Source organism: Ginsengibacter hankyongi, from assembly GCF_008710285.1.
In the GTDB taxonomy this organism is placed as follows: Bacteria; Bacteroidota; Bacteroidia; order Chitinophagales; family Chitinophagaceae; genus Ginsengibacter; species Ginsengibacter hankyongi.
The window spans coordinates 654,004-678,457 of the sequence record NZ_VYQF01000001.1; the positions used below are offsets into that span (position 1 = coordinate 654,004).

The window sequence follows — 24,454 nt, forward strand, 5'->3', positions numbered from 1 at the left end:
TTTATAAAAGCCTCACCCCAACCCCTCTCCCAAGGGAGATGGCCAACACTTCTATAATTTTAATTCGCCCCAGCCCTGCCGGTATTCTCTTTTTACAAATTGATTGGCGGCTTCGAAATTAGTTATCCGCATATTTTCTCCATCCCATTTATAAGTAATATAACGGCCGGGCGTAGTTATATCTTCTACATCTCCGTAAACAGGATCATGTCTTTTTACTTTGTTGCGGATGTTGAAACTGCGTAACAATAAATTACCCATGAGCACCGTCTCAGTTAACGGTCCCGCATACCCGACAAAAGGAGAATCAACTTCCATATTTCCATAACCTGCAATACATGCATCAATCCACTGCCACCAATGGCCGTCCATTCCACCTTCTATGCGTGGATATTTTTGAGGAACATTTACATCTTTATTCAATGAAAGCGGAAGTAAACGCGGATGACTTCCACCCCATCCGCAGGAAACCTTTCCTTTTGTTCCTATAAATAATGAACCGCCTTCAAAATCATTTTCTTCGGGAACATCAGCCAGTGCTTCATTTTCATTTACATCAGGATCCAGTTCATCAGGACGATCGGGAATCATTCCTCCATCCATCCAATACAATTTTAATTCACGCCCATCTTTTAAAATAAATTTATAGCGAAGCTTGCTTGATACCGGAATACTTTCCGGATAATCACTTTCCCGGAAGATGCCTGAATAAATAGTGCTGGCACTGCACGTTACTTCTGTTGGATAACCCAACTCCAATAATTTAAATGCAGGGCCAATTATATGACAAGCCATATCACCTAATGCACCTGTACCAAACCTCCACCATCCACGCCAATTGAAAGGAACAAGGTTATCTATGTAATCTGTTTTTTCCGCGGTGCCCAACCATAAATCCCATTTTAATTCTTTTGGAACCGGCGGGCGATCTTTAGGCCAGGGAATTCCCTGCGGCCACACGGGACGGTTAGTCCAGTTATAAACACTTGTAATATCACCAATTAATCCTGCTTCAAACCATTCTCTCATCGTTCTCATACCATCGCAGGATGCGCCCTGGTCGCCCATTTGCGTAACCACCTTATATTTTTCTGCGGCCTGAGTTAATATTCGGGCTTCATAAATATCATGCGTTAATGGTTTTTGCAAATACAAATGTTTCTTTAATTGCATGGCACTTAAACCTACAATTGCATGGTTATGATCGGGGATGGCAACCGATACTGCATCAAAATGTTTACTTTCTTTTTCAAACATTTCTCTCCAGTCATAATAAAACTTTGCATTGGGAAATTCTTTCCGGCGTGGTGCTGCCATACGATCATCCACATCACACAAAAAAGCTATCACCGCATTTTTTTTAGGTGCAGTCGCATAATGATGAATATCATTTTCTGCTTCACCACCACAGCCTACAGCGGCTATGTATAATTTATCACTTGGTGCAACAAATCCTTTTCCTCCCAACACATGCCGTGGTACTATGGAAAATGCTGCAGCAGTTAATGCAGTGTTTTTTATAAACTCGCCACGGCTTATTAATTTTTTTGGCGTTGTTTCTTTATTGTCTTCCATAATTTTATTTTTTAATTACACGAATTTTTTGACACGAACTACACGAATTACACGGATTAAAAGCAAATATTATAACGTTATAGCGTACACGAATTATATTTAAAGAGTTACATGAATTAAAAATTCGTGTAATTCCCATAATTAGATTTAACTACTATGATATCTTATAATTTCCTGATCTTGATATTACGATACCATAGCTTTCCATTCTCTGTTCCCTGGAAAGAAATATGCCCCTTCTTAAAACTGCCAAAGCCAGGCCATTCAACAAACTTGCTGTTCTTGATCATATCACGCCAATGATCGTCCCACATTTGAGTATCGATTGTTTTATGGCCATTCATAAAAAATGTAAGATGCCCATCTTTTGATATTATTTCATATTGATTCCATCGGCCACCTTTGTTTACCCATTCAGTATCTGCAGAAATCAAATCGTATAAATCTCCTGCCCTGCATTTCAAAATACGGCCATCATCGTTGCAGGCTAAATCTGCAATTTGCATTTCCGGCCCTGATTCATAAGTGTTTTTAAACTGCGGAGATTCATTCACATAAAACATAACCCCACTGTTGGAGCATGGTTCCATTTTCCATTCAACTTTCAAATCGAAGTTTTCAAATTCATCATCTGTTACCAGGTCTGCATAGTCTTTGTAAACACTTTTGTTATTTTTATTAAGAACAATAGCGCCATCCTGCACCTGCCATGCCTTACCCGCAACTTTTTCCTGGAACGAATGCCACCCAACCAAATCTTTTCCATTAAAGAGAAGTCTCCAGCCTTGCTGCGTTTCTTTTTGAGTAAGAATGTTGGGAATTTGACTAGATGCAGCGTTAGCAAACCAGCAATTAATAAGGAGTAACAGGGAGGATATCTTTACAAGCATCGTTGAATTATTTATTTCGAAGGTAATTACTTACCATTTAGTATAAAAATAATAATCACTAATGATGCTTATAGAACACTACCTATAGCTGTTATGACTCCTCTTTCAACTATTACTTCGTCCCGGCCTTTTCTTTCAACTCTGTAACCGGCACTGTAATCATTCTCCCAATGGGCTTTCCATCTCTGTAGGTAATCAACTTAAGTTGCACCGCATCTTCAGGAACAATTACAGGTTCGGTATATTTTGGATAAAAATTATCCGGGAAAGAATTATCAAAAGTGTAATAAATATCCAGCCCTTTTATTTCTGTGCTTAATTTAACAATTATTTTTTTATCCGGCGATTCGCTCGCATTGATGATAGGGTCGTACATGCTCGGAGCGTATTTTATTTGAGCCTCATCATATCGGGCAAAATGTTTTTCAACCCTGGTTACAAAATTATCCCAGTTCTTATTTTCTTTTGGTGACCAAAGATCTTCAGCAATCGCAAATCCTCTCGGCCACATCATGTATTCTGCATGGCGCATGTTATATACCTGTTCAGTCCAAAGATTCGCCTGTCCGCCTTTAATAAATTTCGGATTTACGCTATCAGGCACCGGCTCAAATTCATATGCTTTTTTTAATCGCAGGGTAGCATATATATGTGGTTCAATTGCCGGATCTCCCTGCATGTAATCCAGGTATGCAAATGTTGTCGGGCTCATTACTACATCATGTCCCATCTTTGCAGCCTGTACTCCGCCTTCCATTCCACGCCAACTCATAACAACAGCATTTGGAGCCAGTCCACCTTCGAGTATTTCATCCCAGCCCATAAATTTTTTCCCCTTCGATTCCACAATTTTTTCCACTCTTTTTTCAAAATAACTTTGAACTTCCTGCATATTTTTCAGCTTTTCTCTTTTCATCAATTCCTTAATAGCATCGCTATTTTCCCAAAAAGTTTTAAAAGTTTCATCGCCACCCATGTGTATGTATTCAAAAGGAAAAAGTTGCGCCACTTCTGTTATTACTTTATCCAAAAACGTGTACACGTTCTCGTTAGCCGGGCATAGATTGTCATCATACAAAGCCGTATGCGTACTCCAGTCTTTAATATTTTCTCCTGAAGAAACACCAATATTCTTTACACCACCGGAGCATGACAATTCAGGGTAAGCCGCTATGGCTGCAAGGCTATGCCCGGGCACATCTATCTCGGGCAAAATATTTACAAACCTTTCTTTGGCGTATTGAACAATTTCTTTAATATCATCCTGTGTGTAAAAGCCACCATAGTTTCGCGGTTCATCAGGCTTCGGCACAGCGAACGTGCCGAAGTATCCAACTTTCTTTACATTCCAGGCACCTACTTCTGTTAGCTTTGGTAAGCTTTTAATTTCTATGCGCCAGCCCTCATCGTCAGTGAGATGAAGATGAAGCAAATTATATTTATAGCGAACCATCTGGTCAATGTATTTTTCCACATCTTCTTTGGTAAAGAAATGACGGGCAACATCAAACATCAACCCTCTCCAGCCAAATCTTGGATAATCAGTAATGGTAACGCAAGGTGCTTCCCACTTGATATTTTCTGCTTTGGTTGCGCTTTCTATTTCTTTAGGAAACAACTGAACAAGTGTTTGTACACCGTAAAATAATCCTGCGGGTTCATTGGCCTGTATGGTAATATTGTTTGTGGTTACTAAAAGATGATATCCTTCTTTACCAATCTGCGCATCTGCTTTTTTATTTAATAATAATTTTATAGTTGATGCCGGTGACATGGTATTTTTAACCGTAACAGGCATACCCGTTGGAATTGATAAACGATCATTTAAAAATGAAATCGTTTCTTTCAACGCAACATTCGCCGGAGCTTCAATAATTACATTTTTTGGTAAAGTAAAATAGCCGGTATTCGCGATAATTTTTACAGGTTGTGGTATAATCGCAATTTCATTTTTATTATCCTGCGCAAATGATATAATTGCAAACGAACACAAGCATACTAATGCTAAAACTTTTTTCATTTAAAGTTGGTTTTTTGAAATCAGAAATAAAATTCACCCGAAAAGATAATCGTGGGTTAAATTAGGTAAACTTACAAAAGTTGTTCTGAATAAAATGACGATTAACTATGGGAAGTAAAAAATATTAAAATTATATTTGGGTAAGAAATCTGCTGTTTATTTTTTTAATCCTCTTAACTCCACGTGAATATCTTCCCTGCAGGGTTTTCCAAATTCTGCTTCTATAATTCTGTCATTGTTTATCGTTCTGTAAAAATCATCAAGGTAGCTATCAACAAACTTCAAATATTTTTTTCCAAGCAGGGGGCAATTTTTATATAAATCGTAAATATCATTTTTCAGGCTGTTAAATAATTTAAACGTCTCGGCAAAATTCTTTTTATCCGGCTCGCAATAGCCACGATACAAACGGTCACGAACAGACGAAATTCCCAATTCAGGCGCGGCGCCGGCATAGGATGCATCAACAATCCCTGCATGATCGAAATCATAGGGAATAGCGACAGGCGCTTTCGCAGAATCCTGTGCTATTAAAATTATGTTTTGCAGGTACGGAACAGACCAGTCGGTATTTCCAATCATATATTCAAATACCGCAAGCTTTTTAAATTCTTCCTTATTCGTGCTTTGCATGGGGAACATTTTTGGTTTCCATACATAAGAGTCATTTCTTTCTGCAACTTTCTTTTCATCTTCCAGTAAAATGCAATAATGGGTTTCAGGCTTTCGCTGTTTCAGCGAATCTTCAAACTCAACCTGCACGAGGCGGCCCCTAAAACTTTTTTCCGAAATAAGATTAAATATTTTATACACGAGCCATTCTCTTATTACATAATCATCGCCCTGGCAGGGAACAACTAACTTAAGCTTATGCTCTTTCCTAAATATCGACTTTTTATTTTGCTCTTTTGGAAATTCAAGTAACAGCGGCGGCATTTTACAATTCCCCTTCATGCGCCGAAAATGCCCTCTTGTTTTTACCCTTAATTGAATTGAAACAAGATTGCTGTCTGCTTCAAAATATTGAAGCAGTATGGGATGATAAGAATTACTATCACTTCTGTCGCTGAAGAGTTTGTTTAATTTTCCAACAAGCTTAAAATGAAGAATCTCATCCCCGTTAAAAAGATTTGCGTGGGAGGAAATATCTTCTTTTTGTTCGGGCTTCCTGTGAACATTATCCTGTGCATTAAGTGTTACCGTAAAAAAAATAATACTATAAACCAACATAAAAAGAGCATACCTGTGAGGCATAACATCTTGTATTAAGCCACAAATCTATCTTTTATTTTTTAGGAATGCAATGCTGCCCGGTCAAACGGATTTTTGAAAATTTAAGTTATCTGTCGTTAGAGCACCTCGCCAGGCAAAAGAATTATTGGCGTATTATGCTTCGCGGTCTAATAGATAATGTGCCAGTTGTTCCAGCGGTTTTTTACGGGCCGACAAAACAGCAATTTCTTCAAGATGCTCAAATGCTTTAGCCATATATTTCTGTTTCAGTTCTTGTGCCCATTCATCTACGGTACATGATTTATAAATGTTGATGACTTTTTGTATTTTATCATCATCATTGTTTCGCATCAACCGGTGCAATTCTATCAATTGATCTTTGGAGCTCACATGCATCGCCTGGATGAGGAGAAATGTTTTTTTATTCGCGATAATATCACCGCCATGCTTTTTACCGAATTTTTCAGGATCGCCAAAAGCATCGAGGTAATCGTCCTGCACCTGGAAGGCAATACCGAGATTTTTCCCAAATCCATACAAGTGTTGCTGGTTACCAACGCCTGCCCCGCCAAGTACAGCACCCAACTGAAGACTTGCTGCAAGCAGAACAGATGTTTTAAGCTGGATCATTTTTTCGTATTCATCAAAACTTACATTTTCATTTTGTTCAAAATCCATATCCAGTTGTTGGCCTTCACAAACCTGCATTGCTGTGTGATTGAAGATTTCAAGCACCTGGTGAATATGGTCATTGTTTATCTTATTAATAAAGTCATACGCCGCAACCAGCATTACATCTCCTGCAAGCAACGCAGTTGGGCCGCCATATTTAGTGTGAACCGTTTGCATACCGCGCCTCAGCGGAGCTTTATCCATAATATCATCGTGTATGAGTGTAAAGTTGTGAAACAGTTCAATAGCATTGGCAAGATGCCATGCATCCGGATTTATGTTATCAAAAAGTTCATTACCCATCAGGCACATCACGGGCCTTATGCGTTTACCGCCAAGCGTTAGTATGTATTGCGATGCATTATAAAGGTTATGCGGGTACTCGGGAAAATGGCGGATATTAAATTTTTCTTCAAACAGTTGTGAAAGTTCTTTAAACGAATACATGGGCGATGAGTTACATTGTTTTATTGTTGAATTGCTGTTGTAACAAAAAAAGTATAGCTGATGTTTTCAAAAAAGTTGGCTGGAAGATTTTACCGTTAAGAAGATGAGGCATTAAACAGTTATCTTTTTATTTTCATTTTCTTTTTCTTTACCGCTTTCACTCTCAGGTTTTCTACCCCCGGAATCCATTCAAAATCGAGTTGTCTTTTTTCAAGATTTGCAGCCACCAGTTTTATTTTTATTTTATCTCCCATACGAAATTTCTTTCCTGTACGAAGCCCCACCAGGGCGTAGTCTGTATCATCATGCCGGAAGTCATCATAATCTGAAAGATCTCTTGCCGAAACAAGGCCTTCACACTTTTCATTTACCGTTTCTACCCAAAAGCCAAATGCAGCGACACCGCTTATTACGCCTTCCATATCTTCGCCCACTTTATCCATCATAAATTCAACCTGCTTGTATTTATTTCCTGCCCGTTCAGAATCCATAGCAGAACGTTCCTTTGCACTGCAATGCCTGCATTTTTCCTCCATCTTATTATCAGGATGAACCTTTCGTTCGATAACGTCCTGTAAAATCCTGTGCACCATCACATCAGGATAGCGACGTATAGGCGAGGTAAAATGACAATAATGTTCAAAGCCCAAACCATAATGGCCGATATTTTCTGAAGTATAAATTGCCTTGGCCATGGTGCGAATACCCAACTGCTCCAATACGTGCTGTTCAGGTTTGCCATGCACATCTTTTAGCAACTGGTTGAAAGACGCAGCGACTTCCGCTTCATTGTTCATATTAAACTTGTATCCAAATTTTTTTGCAAAAGCAACAAAAGGTTTTAATTTTTCTTCATCAGGTGTGTCGTGAATGCGGTAGGGAAAGGGTATTGGTTTTTTATCAATCTTTATTTTATCAACATGGGCAGCAACTGTCCTGTTGGCCAGCAACATAAATTCTTCTATCAATTGATGAGATTCCTTGCTTTCTTTTACGACAATGCCAATTGGTTTACCTGTTTCATCCAATTGAAATTTCACTTCTGTTGAGGAAAAATTAATGGCACCATTTTTAAATCTTTCTTTACGGTAATGTTTTGCCAGTGAGTTCAGGTATTGAATTTCTTCGACATACTTTCCTGTATTGGTTTCAATAATTTCCTGCACCTCATCATAATTAAACCGGTGGTCGCTATGAATAAAAGTTTTGCCCAGCCAGTAATCTTTTACCTTTCCCTTATTGTTTATTATGAAAATAACAGAGAAGGTATATTTATCTTCATCAGGCCTGAGCGAACAAAGCTCATTGGAAATTTTTTCCGGGAGCATTGGATTTACACGATCGGGTAGGTACACACTCGTTGCCCGGCTGTACCCTTCTTTATCTAACTCCGAACCTGGCTTAACAAAGTGACTTACATCGGCAATGTGTACCCCAATTTCATATTCATCTTTCCCAACCTTTTGTATAGAGAGTGCGTCATCAAAATCTTTTGCGTCGGCGGGATCAATGGTGAACGTGAGTACATTTCTGTAATCTCTTCTTTTAGCCAACTCAGTTTCATCAATCGATTCCTTTAATTCATTAGCTTCGTCCAGAACAATCTTCGGAAACTCCAGCGGGAAGCCGTTCTGAATGAGAATTTCTTTCATCGCCATATCACTTTTATCTCTTGCCTGCAGCACAGTTACTACTTCTCCTTCTGGTTTTTTTTCACCTTTTTCCCAATTCAAAAGTCTTACAACAACTCTGTCATTATCTTTTGCTCCGCTGAGGTTCCTGGTGCTTATATAAAAGTCGGGTATCGGCCTCTGGCTATCGGGTCTGAAAAAAGCAAAGTTTTCTTTCACTTCTATATTACCAATAAATTCTGTTTGTTTCCTGTCAACAACTTCTTCGATTACCCCTTCGGCACGGCGGCCATTTGATTTTTTTAGTTTTACTCTTACCGTATCTCCGTGCATGGCTCTGTTAAAATCGTTTGGCCTAACCAACACGTCCGTATCGCGGCCTTCGGTAATTACGTAACCAATGCCGGAACGTGTAATATCCAAAACTCCCTGGATCAGTGGATCCTGTTTTTTCTTTCCTGTTTTTTTACTCATAAATCTTTCAGCTACATTTATTGTCTATAAACGCAATTTACACAAAGTATCTGTATCAGTTTTTTTGATAAAGAAAGGAAAATTCAATTACGTGTTCCCTAAACGGAATGTTTTATTTTTGATAAAAAATAAAAATGGCAAATTACGATACAGTATCTAATGCGCTTAATAGTTTAAAAGCAAGAGGATATACTAAAGATTTTAATATTTCATTCGATAAATTAATTTGTAACGAAACAAATGAATGCCTTAACCCACACGAATTTGAAATTACTGAGGTATATAGGTTTGAGGGCGAATCAAACCCGTCTGATGAGGCAGTGGTGTATGCCGTTGAATCAAAAGAAGAAAAGATGAAAGGGGTGCTGGTGAATGCCTATGGGGCTTATGCGGATTCTATTTCTAATGAAATGATTAAAAAACTTTCTATACACCGTAAATGAAACATGCCACGATAACCAATCTTATTTTTTAATTTTCAATAAAACAACAATGCTTAACAGAAGAAAATTTTTGCAACTTTCCAGCTTTGCTGCGCCTTTACTTTCCGTAAAAAATGTACTTACCAACGATGTGTCACAGACGAAGCCAATTGTAATTTCCACGTGGGATTCCGGCAAAGACGTTAATACGGCTGCATGGAAAATTTTATCTACCGGCGGGCGTGCTCTTGATGCTGTAGAAGCAGGAGCACGGCAGATAGAAGACACAATAAACTGTTGTGTGGGTTTAGGCGGTTATCCCGACAGGGATGGAATTGTCACACTTGACTCCTGCATTATGGATGAAAAAGCCAATTGTGGCGCCGTTGGAGGAATTGAACAGATAAAACATGCAGTTTCCGTAGCCAGGAAAATAATGGAAACCACCCCACATATAATGCTTGTCGGAGAAGGTGCTCAACAGTTTGCCATTGAAAACGGATTTAAAAAAGAACCGAAAGAATTATCGCCGGATGCTGAAAATGCATACAAAGGCTGGTTGAAAAAAAGTGAATATAAGCCGGTAATAAATATTGAAAATCATCCCGGGGAAAATCCGGGGAAAGATGAACACGGTCCATTTGCTCCCGCTTTTTTTGATGATGGATCAGCCAATCATGACACGATGGGCTTGGTAGCTTTAGATAATTCCGGCAATCTGAGTGGCGCTGTTACAACGAGTGGTATGGCATTTAAAATTCATGGGCGCGTGGGCGATTCAGCAATTATAGGGGCAGGAATATTTGTAGATAATGAAGTAGGAGCAGCAACATCCACCGGCGTTGGCGAAGAAAATATGCGCATTTGCGGAACCCATTTGGTAGTTGAATTTATGCGACAGGGCGACTCTCCGGAAATGGCATGTCGCAAGGCTATAAACAGGGTGATAAGCAGGGATATGGCGAAAGCAAAAACATTCCAGTTAGCTTTTTTAGCACTTAATAAAAAGGGTGAGTACGGAGCTTACGCCATCCAGAAAGGTTTTGTATTCTGTGTAAAAAGCAATGGAGAAGAAAAAATAATTCCTTCAAAATACGTGTTTGATACACAGGGGTAAAGGCAATGGTCAATGGTCAATAAAAAACGCTGGGGTTCAGGTGATGATTGATTAAAAATAATTATGAAATTAGAAATAATCGGTTTTAATATTGAAAGCTGCATTGCCGCACAGGATGCAGGTGCCAACAGAATTGAATTATGTGCTAATCCTTTGGAAGGAGGTACTACTCCATCGTATGGATTTATTAAAGCTGCAAGAGAAAAACTTTCAATTGAATTATATGTAATGATCCGGCCACGTGGCGGCGATTTTTTGTACAGCAATGATGAATTTGAAATCATGAAGAAGGATATTGAATTGTGCAAACAATCAGGATGCGATGGAATTGTTTTGGGATTACTGAAAACGGATGGAACTATCGACAAAAAAAGATGCCGCCAATTGGTCGATTATGCCTATCCGTTAGGCGTTACATTTCACCGGGCTTTCGACAGAACAAAAGACCCTTTTCAGTCGATGGAAGATATTATAGAAATAGGCTGTGAAAGAATTTTAACTTCAGGCCTGCGTCCAAAAGCCATCGATGGTGTGGAGATAATTAAGCAATTAATTTTGCAGGCAGATGACCGGATGATTATTATGCCCGGCTCAGGAGTAAGCTCAAAAAATATTACCTCATTGGCTGAAAGTACTGGCGCTGTTGAGTTTCACAGTTCAGCAAGTATTTTTACAGCCAGCAATATGAAATATGAGAACGAATCAATGGGTGAAAAAACGGGACATCTTGTTGTTAATAAAGAAGAAGTAAAAAAGATGGTTGATCTTCTTGAACAATTTTCAAATTCAGCAATTGCTTAATGAATCTGGAAGAAGTTATTCTTAAAGAACATTCAAAAAAACAATGCGACAAAATTGTACAATGGGTGGGCAGCAACCAGGAAAAATTCAATGAATTATTTCATTTGTTTTTAAACGGTGAATACCGGCTAACGCAAAGGGCAGCATGGCCGTTAAGCTATTGTGTTATTAAACATCCCGGTTTTATGCGCAATAATTATCGAGAGCTCCTCAGCAATTTAAATAAACCCAATCTTCATGATTCAATAAAAAGAAACACGATAAGACTCTTGCAAGCCGTTGACATCCTGGATAATATGAAGGGATGGTTATGGAAATTTGCTTTAAATATTTAGCATCGCCTGATGAGGCTATTGCCATCAAAGCATTCTCGCTAACGGTATTGGCTAACCTGGCAAAAAAATATCCTGAAATAATCCCTGAAATAAAATTAATTATTGAAGAACAGTTACCTCATCAAAGTGCCGCATTTAAAAGCAGGGCAAAAGCATTTATGAAATCATTTCCCTAAGACAACGTTATTTTAGGATATATCCTCACCTCCGAGCCTTTTGCCATAAACACTGACGATGGTTTTATTTCCTTTAAAAATGAAAATTCATCTCCATAAATTCCTTTGAAATCACACTCGATAGTATAATCAGAAACATGAAAAATTTCCCACCTGGGATGTTCTACTTCATATTCGTAAGTTCTGGTGCCATTATATTTCGTATATCCCCAATAATGTTCTGCAATAAATTCTTCTTCACTATCAATACGCATGGGAGAAGATTTTTTATGACAAGCAGCCATAAGTTTATTCCATTTGTTCTTATATTTCCATTCATAGCAGGTTTCTATAACATCAGGCTTTTCAATATGAAAATGTTTCATTTGCATGGTTGAATACTTTTCTTTAAACAACCGGTTTGCAATAAAGCTAATTGCAGGTTTGGGAACAATTTCTTTTATAAAAACTGTACCTCTTTTCCAACTGCCCCTATCGTTATGCTTTACATAAAACCGCAAATTTACTTCCTCAAAATTTATATGGTAAGGCACGCTAAGCCCTCTTATCCGGGTATTAAGAAACATAAATCCAACCAGGCTTATATAGGTTTTGCCTTTGTAAAAATCCAGTTCTGTTGCCGCGGGAATATATGGAAGAAGTAATTCTTTAGGTACGACATAATTTGCCATGATCAGGTTATTCCATTCTGCATGCAAAAAATGCGAGCTCATTTATTCGTGTTTAGTTCTTTTAAAAACCCGGAATATCAATCTCAAATTCTGGTCATATGTAAGATAATTATAAATCCAGTTAAAGAAAACCGCTATCCTGTTTTTGACACCGAGCAATAAGAAAAGATGTAACCCCATCCAGAATATCCATGCTAAAAATCCCTTCAGATGCAGCTTAGGTTTAGGAATATCAACTACTGCAAGGTTACGTCCCACGGTTGCCAATGAACCTTTATCATGGTATTCAAACTCTTTCATCGAAAGATTCTTTTCCATTCTTTTTAAGTTATCCGATAAAACAGTTCCCTGTGCAATTGCAACTGATGCCACTTGCGGATGCCCGTGCGGGTATTTTGGGGTTTCCATATAAGCTACATCGCCAATAGCATAAACGTTTTCGGCTCCTTTCACTTTACTAAACCGGTCAACGGTAATGCGGTTACCTTTTACAATTATACTTTTATCTATTCCTTCCGGAACGTTACCTGTAATTCCTGCCGCCCATATTACCATTGAAGATTCAATAGTTTCACCATTCTGCATAGTGACTGTTGAACCGTCATAATTTTTTACAATGGTGCCCGTTTTTACAATTACATTTAATTTTCTTAAATATTCACTCGAATCATGACTCGACTTTTCACTCATTGCTGCAAGTGTTCGTGGACTGCCCTCCAGTAAATAGATTTTCATTTTATTGAAATCGAGTTCAGGATAATCTTTTGGGAAAACAAACCTGCGCATATCTGCAATGGCGCCGCTCATTTCCACACCGGTAGGGCCGCCGCCAACTATTACAATGGTCATGAGACTTTGTAATTGCTTTTCGTCTTTGGCATATAAAGCATCTTCAATATTTCTAAGAAGCTTGTATTTTATCTGCAATGCCTCCACTGTACTTTTCATGGGGTAAGAACAGGCAGCCAGCTCAGCATTTCCAAAGAAATTAGTATCAGCACCGGTGGCTAAAATAAGAATATCAAAAGGAAAAATTTCAACATCACTAATTACTTTTTTTTGAGCAATATCCACGGATTTCACATCCGCCATACGGAAGTGAATATTCTTTTCACTGTGAAAAACCTTCCTCAATGGAAATGAGATATTGCTGGCGTCGAGGCCTGCTGTAGCCACCTGGTAAAATAAAGGTTGAAACTGGTGAAAATTAAAACGGTCGATGAGTGTTATATCAAAACTCTTTTTTTTACTCAATTTTCTTGCAAGCCGTAAGCCTCCAAAACCTCCTCCAATAATTAAAACGTTCATACTATATTATCGTTTGATGTTTTTAATGTTTAAAAATATCCTCTTAAACTTTGCATGGCAAACGTTTTAATACAATAACCTTACCTTAATTGTTTCTTTAACTTTTTTGAGTAATTCCACCGCATTACCTGAAATATTCTTACTAACATCAAGTACAACATATCCAATATCATCGTTCGTTTTTAGATACTGTCCCAGTATGTTTATTTTATTTTCAGAAAGTGTTGTGTTTATTTCGGATAATACTCCCGGAACATTTTTATGAATATGAAGAATGCGGTGCGTTCCTTCCTGCGGTGGAAGGCTCAATGCAGGCGTAGTATGAGAACCAGTAGTAATTCCTTTTTCTAAAAAATTGAAAAGCTTTGAGCTTACATCTTCCCCAATGTTCAATTGAGCTTCTTCAGTGGATCCGCCAATGTGGGGCGTTAATATAACGTTACTTAATCCCTGCAAGGGGGTTATAAAAGGATCGCCGGTTTTTTCCGGTTCAACGGGAAACACGTCTATAGCGGCGCCTCCAAGCTCCTTATTAACCAATGCGTCTCTTAATGCAGGAATATCGACCACTTTGCCTCTTGCATAGTTGATAAGCATTGCAGTCGGTTTGCAATACTTCAGGGTTGTTTTGTTGATAATGTTCCGGGTTGTGGGAAGATCAGGAACATGCAATGTAATAACATCAGCCAAACGCAATACTTCTTTTAAGGTAGATTTATCCTCTGCATTTCCCAAAGGCATTTTAGTCTCAGTATCATAAAAAATAACTTTCATTCCAAGCGCCTCTGCGAGTACACTTACCTGGGAGCCAATATTTCCATAGCCAATAATGCCCAAAGTTTTGCCGCGAAGCTCATGGCTGCCAGATGAATCTTTAATCCATTTCCCCTCATGAGCGGCTTTATTCTTATCGGGAATCTTCCTTATTAGCATGATCGAAGAAGCAATAACCAATTCTGCTACAGACCTTGTATTTGAATAAGGTGCGTTAAAAACCGTAACCCCCTTTTTAGTGGCAGCCGCCAAATCCACCTGGTTAACCCCAATGCAAAAGCAGCCAATTGCCTGCAGTTTTGTTGCATTGTTTAGCACTTCCTGGGTTATTTTTGATTTTGACCTGATACCAAGCAGGTGAACATTTTTAATCTCTTTTATCAGATCTTTTTCGCTTAAAGCTCCGGGAATTTGTTTTACAGAAGTGTAACCTGCATCATAAAACTTCTTTGCCGCCGTTTTACTTATATTCTCAAGAAATAAAATATTTATTTTTTCTTTAGGATAACTAGTTGATTTTTTCTCAGCCATATAAATTTTGTATTGTAATATTGCAAATATAGTCTCTAAATCGTTGAATGTATTCTAATGAATGTCAGTAGGTTTCTTTTAATTCCAATATCATTTTCTTTATTCTTGGTAGCCTGCAAATCCGGCGCAACCAAGAAAATTAAAAAAGTTTCTGAAGATCCTTCAGTGTATGTGGCTCCGGAGCCCGGCTATATTCCCAAGCATGAATTTGATGCGTATTATAACGCTATAAAGGATTATTACATCAATAATTTAGTTGATAAAGGCTTTAATGGTGGCATACTAGTAGCCAAAAAAGGCCGTGTAATTTTTGAGGATTATCATGGTTATTTTAATCTGAAGAAAAAAGATTCTTTAACGCCGCATAGTGCCTTTCACCTCGCTTCTGTTTCAAAAACATTTACAGCAATGGCGACCCTTAAGCTTGTTGAAATGGGTAAACTAAGCCTGGATGATGATATGAAGAAATTCTTCCCCGGTTTTCCCTACGATAATGTTACGGTGAAATTATTACTGAGTCACAGAAGTGGCTTGCCCAATTATATTTATTTTATGGAGAAACTTGGGTGGAACAGGAAACAATATTGCAGTAATGAAGATGTTCTTTCTTATCTTATTCAATTTAAGCCTCCCATTAATAGCCAGGCGGGAACACGCTTTGAATATTGTAACACTAATTATGCTTTATTAGGTTTAATTATAGAAAAAGCTTCCGGGATGAGTTATGCTGATTTCCTTCAACAAACTTTTTTCACGCCTCTACATATGAAGGATACTTATGTGTTTAACATGAGTGATAGTGCCTCAGCAATGCCTTCTTACTACCGTGGAAGACAGGAAGGGCTTACCTATTTAGATACCGGGTTCGGCGATAAAAATATTTACAGTACTCCTGAAGATTTATTAAAATGGGACCAGTGTTTATATACCAATGAAATTTTTAGTAAGAAAACACTGGAAGAAGCTTATACGCCTTACAGTAATGAAAAGCCAGGCATTAGAAATTATGGATATGGATGGAGAATGAATGTGTATCCTGATGGAAGAAAAATTATCTATCATAATGGTTGGTGGCACGGTAACAATACTGTTTTCATAAGAATGATCCAGGATTCAGCAACCATAATAGTTTTAGGCAATAAATACAATCCATATATTTATAGGGCTAAGAAAATGGCAGAGATATTTGAGCCTTCTTCGGTAATGGAGGATGATGAAAAACAAGGTAATTCTAAATAACCTTTAGCTGCCGTTATTTGCGGTTATCTGCAATATTTTTTAAACTTTTTTTCCACAGTTGCGGTTTTTTGCTTTTTTCAATTTAGTTTTGGTTAACAAATTTTTAACTAATGCTTAAAGAAGAGAGACACGCCTTTATTCTCCACCAGGTTAATTTGCATAATAAGGTCTTGTCTGCTGATTTAAGCCAGCAAATAAATGTGTCCGACGATACAATACGAAGAGATTTGCAACAACTCGCGGATAGCGGTAAAGTAATCAAGGTTCATGGCGGTGCACTTTCTCCTTCCTTTCATAACGGACATCACACACCGAAGGAAGTTTATGGTTATAAGCAAAAACGCATAATAGCCCAAAAGGCTGTATCACTTATAAAAGATGGCATGTTTGTCCTGTCCGGTGGCGGAACTACTATTATAGAATTGGCCAGGGCGCTGCCCCCCGCTTTGCACGCAACATTTATTTCAGGAAGTATACCGGCTCTTTTTGAATATAGCAGCCATCCCAATATTGAGGTAATTGTTATTGGGGATAAAATTTCTAAAAACTCAAAAATTACGGTAGGACCGGAAGCAATTTCAAAAATCAGGGAAATAAAAGCAGACCTCTGCTTTTTGGGAGTCAACGCCATCAATTTGGAAAACGGAGTTTCTGATAATGACTGGGATGTGGTACAAGTAAAAAAAGCAATGATTGAATCAACGAGAAGATTGGTTTGCTTAACTATTTCAGAAAAGATTAATTCCCAACAGCCGATACAGGTATGCGATATTAAAAAGATTGATACGTTGATAACAGAATTACCTGCCGACCATGAGATTTTAAAACCTTATGTTCAGGCAGGCATAAGAGTTATATAAAGCATCTAAGCATAAATATATTTATTATTATTAAAAGAACCACTTACCGCTTATAAAAGAGCCTGGTTGCACGGTTGTTTTTTTAATTGATAATAGAATTCTTTTGAACAGACTTATAAATATTTCTATCCAACCCTACGAACTAATCAACGCAGCAGAACACTATTTTTTAATGTCATAAACACACAGAAACATTTTAAACAAACCATAAAAATTGCTATGAAAAAATTTGTAACAGCTATTCTGACATTTTTATTTTTACAATTATGTCAAACAACTTTGGCTCAGCAAAAAACAGTTTCCGGCACAGTGTTATCTTCCGATAATACGCCGGTTGCCGGAGCATCAGTTCTTCTCCTGGGACAAAAAACAGGAACCCAAACTGACGTCAACGGGCGTTTTTCTATTAATGCTTCACGGGGAAGTACCTTGGTTATTAGCGCCATCGGTTTTTCTACCCAGCAAATCAAAGTAGGAAGTTCTTCCACTATTTCAATTACTCTTCAGGCGGGAAATGGGGAATTGCAAGAAGTGGTTGTTACGGCTCTGGGTATTAAAAAGCAGGAAAAATCGCTTGGTTATGCCACTACCCAGTTAGATGCGAAGGAATTGATGAAAAATAAAAACACCAATATCGTCAATTCTTTAGCTGGCAAAGTTCCTGGTGTTAATGTTACACAGTTCAGCGGTGCACCGGGCGCCGGAGCATCTATAACTATCCGTGGTGCTACATCTACTTCGGAAACCCGGCAAAATCAGCCGCTATTTGTTGTTGATGGTATTATATACGATAACTCAACTACGGTTACCGGTAATACAGGCACTGACGGTTTATCCCGCAGTAATACAACTTACTCCAATCGCGTCATGGATATTAACCCGGAAGACATTGAAACTCTTACGGTTTTGAAGGGTGCTGCAGCCGCCGCATTGTATGGGGCGAGAGCCGCAGACGGTGTTATTGTGATTACCACAAAGAAAGGAGCAGAAGGAAGAGTAACTGTTAATGTTACCAGTAAAATAAGTACATCCTGGGCAGATAAGTTGCCTGAAGCTCAAACTGAGTTTGGCCCGGGTAGCGTTTCTAGTAATGGCGTGGTTAACACTGATTCGTATAATTCATGGGGACCAAAAATTCCGTCCGACAGTACTATTTATAACAACATCGGTAATTTCTTTCAGAACGGCCTTATATATGATAATAACGTAAACGTATCAGGAGGAACAAAGACTGGTTCTTTTTATTTATCCGGATCTAATTTTAAGCAAACGGGTATCGTTCCCGGTACAGGTTACGATAAAACAACTTTTCGTTTTAACGGTGAACAGAAATATGGCCGTTTGACTATAAATGCAACTACTGCCTATTCTGTTGCCAACACGGACAGAACGTTGACCTCTGCAGGGTTGTATGGAAGTGGAGTAGGAAGCATGCAGGAATTGTATCACTGGCCTCAAACGTCCGACATAAGAAATTATATAAATGCTGACGGGACACAGCATCGGATATACGCCTCAACTATTACGGATTTGGCAGACGATGTTGATAATCCTTTCTGGATCATTAACCAGGATAAGTTGACCTCGAAAACTAACCGCTTTACGGGCGGAATCAACGGCAATTTTAAAATTACCGATTGGTGGGACATCACAGGCCGCGTGGGTTATGACCAATACTTTACTAAAGATAATACTCTTATTGCTCCTGGGTCTGCCGTGATTGCAAAATACCAGAATGGCCGTTTAAGCAAAGACCAGGTTAACTATACGTACATCACAACCACCGTGATGACTAATTTTCACAAAACCATTAAAAATTTTGATACTCACCTGACCTTGGGAACCACTTCAGACGATTTTAATACCAATGTTCAAAATCTTTGGGGATGGAACTTTAGTACACCCGGTACTGTTAGCCTAAATAGCATCGATCTTGCAAATAAACAATTTTCCGATAACACAACAAGAAGGCGCCTGGTAGGGGTTTTTGGAGAAGTTGGCGTATCGTATAAAGATCTTGTCTATCTTACAGCAACGGGACGGAACGACTGGTCATCTACCTTACCTGTAGAAAACTGGTCTTATTTTTATCCTTCGCTTAGCGGCTCTTTTGTTTTTTCGCAATTGCTACCCGCAAACAATATTCTCTCGTTTGGTAAACTTCGTGCAAGCTGGGCAAGAGTTGGTAAAGATGCTAATGCCTATGCAACCAATACTTATGAAAATTCACCGGTTACAATACTCGCCGGTAATGGAAGTTACGTTGGCATTGGTAATCAATGGCAAGCAGGTAACGCTACTTTAATACCTGAAATTCAAACTTCGTGGGAAGTTGGGGGGCAGTTTAGATTTTTGAATAATCGTATCGGACTCGATTATACTTACTATCATAGTCAAACGGCGAATCAAATTGGCTCGCCGCGCTTAGCCCAGTCCGGAGGATTTATTTTTAGCACCCTTAACGCCGGAACTGTGATTAATAAGGGCATGGAGATAGCGCTTACGGGCAAAATAGTATCTCAAAAGAATTTTAGCTGGGATGCCACTATCAATTTCTCCTACAATAGAGGCACCTTAGGAGCTTTCATTCCAGGTGTGCAGTATTTTTACCCAACTGACGTACAGTTTGGAACAATAAAGGCAGCATCTATTCCAAACGGTGGCCCCTTTCTGGGCATAATTGGTTCACCTTATCTTCGTGAATCAGATAATAATGGTAAGGAAATTTCAAACGGCCGTTACCAGATAGATCCTAAAACTGGTCTTTATAAGCTTAACCCTAATTTACCGATTGTAGGTAATCGTGAACCGCGTTATATAGGTGGCTTTAATAATAACTTACGCTACAAAAATTTATCATTGTCATTTCTTCTTGACATCCGTATAGGAGGAGATGTATTTAATGGTACAGAATATTTTATGATAGTTAATGGTTTAAGTAAAAAGACTACCCTGAATGATCGCCAATCGGTAGCCTTGAGCGGCGTAAGCAGCGTTACAGGAGCCGATACTTCTATAACGTACAAGGCAGGTGAAAGTTATAAAATTGGTACAACAACCTATGCCGGCTCTTCCATGATCTACCAATACTGGCAAAACTATGCTGCTAATTCTTCGAATTTTATTACTTCTGTTAACTGGCTGAAACTGCGTTCGCTGTCATTAACTTACGATTTCTCCAGTATGTTTAAAAAAGAAGGAATTATTAAGGGATTGTCAGCCACAGCCGTAGGCACGAATTTATTTACATGGACAAACTATAAAGGAATGGATCCTGAAGTAAGTGTAGCAGGAGGAACAGGCGGTTCTGGCTCAACAGGTATTGATTACCTGGGTGTACCCGCAGTAGCAAGTTTCACATTCGGCATCAATCTTAAGTTTTAACTAATGAAACAAAAACAAATTATGAAAAGTTCAAAATACATCACGCTGGGTTTCATACTCGTATTTGCATTAGCTTCCTGTAAAAAGTGGCTGGATGTCAATACCGACCCGGATAATCCAAACAATCAAAGCGTACCGGTTCAAAACAAGTTACCCTGGATCCAAAATGAGTGGAAGGAACCAGCAGGAGTTACCAATATGCGTACTTCATGCATATCGGGAGTTATTTATGCTATTGCAGCTACTCAAAATACGCTGAGTACAACATGGCAATGCTCTAGTGGCAATTCAACGACACCATACCAGGCATTTTTTGTGGGAGTATCTTCCAATATAACGGACTTGTATAATACCGCTCAGAAACAGGGTGCCTATCATTATATGGCTGCGGCTGATGTATTACACGCCCTGGGATATATGGAAATGCTTGATGTGTATGGTGAAATGCCTTACACGCAGGCAGGGACAGGAATTCCAAGTCCCGTTCCTGATGACGGTAAAACTATTTTTAACGGGTGCATGGACCACCTCAATGAGGCTATTGCTCTATTTAGTAAAACACAGGAGGCGGGCGCTCCATCCTTGTCTGCCGGAGATATATGGAATAACGGTGATGTAGATAAATGGTTAAAGCTATGCTGGGGATTAAAAGCCCGGTATATGCTCAAACTGTCAAAAAAAGCTGACTTGTTTAACCCGGATTCTATATTATACTGTTTGTCCAAAGGGCCACAATCTAATGCAGACAATGTAGTAGAACAAAATTTTAATAATAGCAACACAACCGATTTTTTAGAGGGAGATCCTGTTTCGGGCAATGGAAATTATGATTTCGCCGGTTATGGCAGCAACCAACGCATTGCCGAATACTATTACAATCTCCTCACTAATATCCGGGGGGCTGGAGTGGTTGATCCCAGGATGCCGAAAATTATACCTGCTTCTATGGATAGTGTTACACTTGACGCCGGCACTGGTAAGGTATCAACTTATAAATGGTTACGTTCAATAGGTGTTAATTCTTACAACACAACAGATCAACACCCGTCTCCGTTAGGCTTCCCCAACCGTTTATTAAAAGGTGGGGCTACTTCTATCGCAACAGTCAGTTATGCTGCAACGAATACTAATGTAACATATGCTATTCCCGATGGAACCGACCGTGCCAATTTTATTGCTGCACAGGATGCGGCAGGGCGGCCTTATACGACCAGCGGAAATAATGTAACAGTAACTTATAAGGCGGGATCTATCTACATACCGAGTACGGATTACCGACGGTCAGGAGATACTGTTTATGTAAATTTGCGCAGCAATTCACTTGCCACAACAGGTGTAGCTCAGCCTTCAAATGATGTAACCTGGTATCCAAACTTAGCCGATTATAATGCCGGCGTTGTCGCTTCCACTGGCTCCTTCCAAATTCGTCCTGTTTCTGACATGGAGATCCTGATGTATCATGAAATGTGCTTTATTAAAGCTGAAGTGTATATGAGAAAGGGCGATGCAGCCAATGCCTATGCTGCATACAAGGCAGGTATCCAGGCTGACTTAGATTATATGCAGTCCAAGCTTAACCAATGGAAAGGCAGCTATGACAAAACTTCTTCCGGTATCCCTAATCCGGACATGGGGCCCATGGATCAGACAGCTATTGATACTTATATGACGAGTAATGCAGTTGCCCAGGATGTCGGTTCTTTGACAATGTCAGACATTATGCTGCAAAAGTATATTGCTATGGGTTTCAATATCGAAAACTGGAACGATATGCGCCGGTTTGATTTTAGCGCAGGGGACATTGGAAACTTTGGTGTTGTGTATCCGGGGTATGGCAGAGGACCTTTGTTTACAGGTCAAGCCCAGTTAACGGGTGGTAGCCCCACCGATCCAAGGTATTGGATACGACGCTTCGCACTACCTCCAACTTATGAAATACAATACAATTTTATTCATACAACAGCTTTAAATGCCCATGCCACTGATCCAAATATATGGAGTATGCCGGTTTGGTGGGATTGTGCAACAGACGATCAATATTATGGCTATCTCAAACAATAGCGAGGCGATTTATTCCGGGTATAGTCTGCTAGCAAAGACTATCTCACTTTAATTCGGAAATAGAAATAACTTTATTTGTTCAAAAGAACATAGATAATACGGGTAAAATTTACCCGTATTTTTTTTGCTTTCTCACTTTAAAAACTTGCTTAAAAGCCTTGAAATGCTTTACTCGGCAAAAAAGTAGAATAACATAATTTATGTATCATTTAATCAACGAGATCTCGTGCCAAATGAACCTAACTGTAACATTTTATGGAAACACAAAATTTCAAATGCCCTTATAACTAATATAATGCCTTTGGATAAAAATAAAGTGATTGCTACCACAATGCATGGAAAGATTGTTGTCTTGAATATAAAATAATGACGCGGTTATAGCTGCTGGGACTTTACATACTATGTCCAAAAAATAAATACGCTAAAAATATCGACGTAACGATCCCCACAAGGTCAGCAAGCAACATCGCGCCAATGGAGTACCGCGTGTTTTTTATAGAAACGGCGCCATAATAAACGGCAACAATATAAAAGGTGGTATCCGAAGTTCCCTGTAAGATAGAAGACAATCTTGCAGCAAAGGAATCGGGGCCGTGCGTTGTCATCGCATCAATCATCATGCCTCTTGCGGCGCTTCCGCTTAAGGGTTTTATTAAGGCAGTAGGCAAGCCATCCACAAACCGCGTGTCGGTGCCTAACGCTGAAAAAAGATGACGCATCGCGTTAATAATTACATCAAACGTTCCACTGGTCCTTAATAAACTGATGGCTACCAGCATCCCTACCAGGTACGGGATTATTTTAATGGCTACTTCAAAACCTCCTTTGGCACCTTCTACAAAGGCGCTGAAAATGTCGATGTTTTTATATAACGCACCCAATATTATCAGGAAAAATATAAACAGGATAATGCCGTTGCTCAACACGCCGGAGAAAGTCTGGACGCCCGTGAAGCTCAATTCTTTTAAATAAATGATCATTAAAGAAATGACTGCAGAAATACCTAACACCCATAAAAGAATAACGGGTTGAAAAATATTGATCTTTTGCTTAAACGATACGATGAGCATTGCTGCAATGGTTGCAGCAAAAGTTGCAATCATACACGGAATAAAAATTTCCGTTGGGTTAGAACTATTTAAAGAAGCCCTTATTGCAATGATGCTCACCGGGATTAAAGTAAGCCCGGATGCATGTAAGCACAGGAACATAATTTGTGCATTGGATGCGGTGTCTTTATTGGGATTGATCTCCTGCAAACTTTCCATGGCCTTAATGCCAAACGGAGTTGCGGCATTATCAAGCCCCAGTAAGTTGGCAGAAAAATTCATAACCATGTGACCCATTGCCGGATGATTCTTTGGTAGCTCAGGAAATAGTTTAGAGAAGAACGGACCTATTATTTTTGATAAAAGTCTTATGCCCCCTGCCCTTTCTGCGATGCTCATAAAGCCCATGAACAACGCCATAATGCCAATAAGATTGATGGCAATATCAACAGCCGCTTTTGCAGTGGCAATAATTCCATCTCCGCTTTGTTGCCGGTAAGAGACGTAACTGCCGTTAGATGTTTTTGCATACATATAACTGCCGCCGTTATACGTTTTGCCGCTTTGTATTGCATGTAATATAGTTGCAGGCATCGCAGTAGTATCCACTGGCCTTGTATAAGAAGTATCCCCGGTCTTGCCAACCACCATCCTGCTAAATATATCTGTATTATCTTTAATAAAAACGCATTGAATAATTGCTGCCAATACAGCAATTATTATAAACGCCGCCCATATTCTGCTTAATGCCATAAATTGATTTGTAAGAAACTAAGATAGGAAA

19 protein-coding genes are annotated in these 24,454 nt (G+C 39.0%); 9 read left to right on the forward strand and 10 right to left on the reverse strand.

Annotation, left to right across the window (positions count from 1 at the left end; all coding sequences use genetic code 11):
- Nucleotides 1-51 precede the first annotated feature (51 nt).
- The 6 genes from FW778_RS02760 to rnr all read right to left on the reverse strand — a co-directional run bounded on the left by FW778_RS02760 (nucleotide 52) and on the right by rnr (nucleotide 8,942).
- A complete protein-coding gene (locus FW778_RS02760) occupies nucleotides 52-1,575 on the reverse strand; it encodes a Gfo/Idh/MocA family protein (RefSeq protein WP_202552050.1) in 1,524 nt (507 codons plus the stop codon).
- A gap of 164 nt (nucleotides 1,576-1,739) precedes the next feature.
- Complete coding sequence (locus FW778_RS02765; protein WP_150413066.1) at nucleotides 1,740-2,465, reverse strand: 3-keto-disaccharide hydrolase; 726 nt, start codon at nucleotides 2,463-2,465, stop codon at nucleotides 1,740-1,742.
- A 112-nt stretch (nucleotides 2,466-2,577) separates the two neighbouring features.
- Nucleotides 2,578-4,485, reverse strand: coding sequence for a beta-N-acetylhexosaminidase (locus FW778_RS02770; RefSeq protein ID WP_150413067.1), 1,908 nt, complete (start codon nucleotides 4,483-4,485; stop codon nucleotides 2,578-2,580).
- Between the two features lie 156 nt (nucleotides 4,486-4,641).
- Nucleotides 4,642-5,739 carry a hypothetical protein gene (locus FW778_RS02775; RefSeq protein WP_150413068.1) on the reverse strand — a complete coding sequence of 366 codons (1,098 nt, stop codon included), beginning with the start codon at nucleotides 5,737-5,739 and terminating at the stop codon, nucleotides 4,642-4,644.
- Nucleotides 5,740-5,871: 132 nt separating this feature from the next.
- Nucleotides 5,872-6,837 carry a polyprenyl synthetase family protein gene (locus FW778_RS02780; RefSeq protein WP_150413069.1) on the reverse strand — a complete coding sequence of 322 codons (966 nt, stop codon included), beginning with the start codon at nucleotides 6,835-6,837 and terminating at the stop codon, nucleotides 5,872-5,874.
- A gap of 119 nt (nucleotides 6,838-6,956) precedes the next feature.
- Nucleotides 6,957-8,942 (reverse strand): ribonuclease R, encoded by a 1,986-nt coding sequence (rnr, locus tag FW778_RS02785; protein ID WP_150413070.1) that lies wholly within the window; start codon nucleotides 8,940-8,942, stop codon nucleotides 6,957-6,959.
- A 134-nt stretch (nucleotides 8,943-9,076) separates the two neighbouring features.
- Between rnr and FW778_RS02790 the strand changes: the two genes are divergently transcribed.
- The 5 genes from FW778_RS02790 to FW778_RS02810 all read left to right on the forward strand — a co-directional run bounded on the left by FW778_RS02790 (nucleotide 9,077) and on the right by FW778_RS02810 (nucleotide 11,793).
- Nucleotides 9,077-9,385, forward strand: coding sequence for a phosphoribosylpyrophosphate synthetase (locus FW778_RS02790; protein WP_150413071.1), 309 nt, complete (start codon nucleotides 9,077-9,079; stop codon nucleotides 9,383-9,385).
- A 49-nt stretch (nucleotides 9,386-9,434) separates the two neighbouring features.
- Complete coding sequence (locus FW778_RS02795; protein WP_150413072.1) at nucleotides 9,435-10,481, forward strand: N(4)-(beta-N-acetylglucosaminyl)-L-asparaginase; 1,047 nt, start codon at nucleotides 9,435-9,437, stop codon at nucleotides 10,479-10,481.
- A 63-nt stretch (nucleotides 10,482-10,544) separates the two neighbouring features.
- A complete protein-coding gene (locus FW778_RS02800; protein WP_150413073.1) occupies nucleotides 10,545-11,282 on the forward strand; it encodes a copper homeostasis protein CutC in 738 nt (245 codons plus the stop codon).
- Nucleotides 11,282-11,617, forward strand: coding sequence for a hypothetical protein (locus FW778_RS02805; protein WP_150413074.1), 336 nt, complete (start codon nucleotides 11,282-11,284; stop codon nucleotides 11,615-11,617). Before FW778_RS02800 ends, FW778_RS02805 begins: the two co-directional genes overlap by 1 nt.
- On the forward strand, nucleotides 11,593-11,793 hold the full coding sequence (locus FW778_RS02810; RefSeq protein ID WP_150413075.1) for a hypothetical protein: 201 nt from the start codon (nucleotides 11,593-11,595) through the stop codon (nucleotides 11,791-11,793). The genes FW778_RS02805 and FW778_RS02810 overlap by 25 nt, the downstream gene beginning before the upstream one ends.
- Here the strand turns inward: FW778_RS02810 and FW778_RS02815 are convergent.
- The 3 genes from FW778_RS02815 to serA all read right to left on the reverse strand — a co-directional run bounded on the left by FW778_RS02815 (nucleotide 11,790) and on the right by serA (nucleotide 15,077).
- Nucleotides 11,790-12,506: a YqjF family protein gene (locus FW778_RS02815; RefSeq protein WP_150413076.1), complete on the reverse strand. Its 717-nt coding sequence runs from the start codon at nucleotides 12,504-12,506 to the stop codon at nucleotides 11,790-11,792. The two genes, FW778_RS02810 and FW778_RS02815, sit on opposite strands and share 4 nt — an antisense overlap.
- Complete coding sequence (locus FW778_RS02820; protein WP_150413077.1) at nucleotides 12,507-13,772, reverse strand: NAD(P)/FAD-dependent oxidoreductase; 1,266 nt, start codon at nucleotides 13,770-13,772, stop codon at nucleotides 12,507-12,509.
- Nucleotides 13,773-13,838: 66 nt separating this feature from the next.
- The gene (gene serA, locus FW778_RS02825) at nucleotides 13,839-15,077 is read right to left on the reverse strand and encodes a phosphoglycerate dehydrogenase (RefSeq protein ID WP_150413078.1); all 1,239 of its coding nucleotides are present in this window, start codon (nucleotides 15,075-15,077) and stop codon (nucleotides 13,839-13,841) included.
- A gap of 57 nt (nucleotides 15,078-15,134) precedes the next feature.
- On the opposite strand from serA, the gene FW778_RS02830 reads away from it, so the two are divergent.
- The 4 genes from FW778_RS02830 to FW778_RS02845 all read left to right on the forward strand — a co-directional run bounded on the left by FW778_RS02830 (nucleotide 15,135) and on the right by FW778_RS02845 (nucleotide 22,621).
- Nucleotides 15,135-16,316, forward strand: a complete 1,182-nt coding sequence (locus FW778_RS02830; RefSeq protein WP_150413079.1) for a serine hydrolase domain-containing protein — start codon at nucleotides 15,135-15,137, stop codon at nucleotides 16,314-16,316.
- A 110-nt stretch (nucleotides 16,317-16,426) separates the two neighbouring features.
- On the forward strand, nucleotides 16,427-17,176 hold the full coding sequence (locus FW778_RS02835; protein WP_150413080.1) for a DeoR/GlpR family DNA-binding transcription regulator: 750 nt from the start codon (nucleotides 16,427-16,429) through the stop codon (nucleotides 17,174-17,176).
- 219 nt (nucleotides 17,177-17,395) lie between these two features.
- Nucleotides 17,396-20,560, forward strand: a complete 3,165-nt coding sequence (locus FW778_RS02840; protein WP_150413081.1) for a SusC/RagA family TonB-linked outer membrane protein — start codon at nucleotides 17,396-17,398, stop codon at nucleotides 20,558-20,560.
- Nucleotides 20,561-20,581: 21 nt separating this feature from the next.
- Nucleotides 20,582-22,621 carry a SusD/RagB family nutrient-binding outer membrane lipoprotein gene (locus tag FW778_RS02845; protein WP_150413082.1) on the forward strand — a complete coding sequence of 680 codons (2,040 nt, stop codon included), beginning with the start codon at nucleotides 20,582-20,584 and terminating at the stop codon, nucleotides 22,619-22,621.
- Between the two features lie 392 nt (nucleotides 22,622-23,013).
- Here the strand turns inward: FW778_RS02845 and FW778_RS02850 are convergent, their stop codons facing one another.
- Complete coding sequence (locus FW778_RS02850; RefSeq protein ID WP_150413083.1) at nucleotides 23,014-24,423, reverse strand: nucleoside recognition domain-containing protein; 1,410 nt, start codon at nucleotides 24,421-24,423, stop codon at nucleotides 23,014-23,016.
- Between the last annotated feature and the right edge of the window lie 31 nt (nucleotides 24,424-24,454).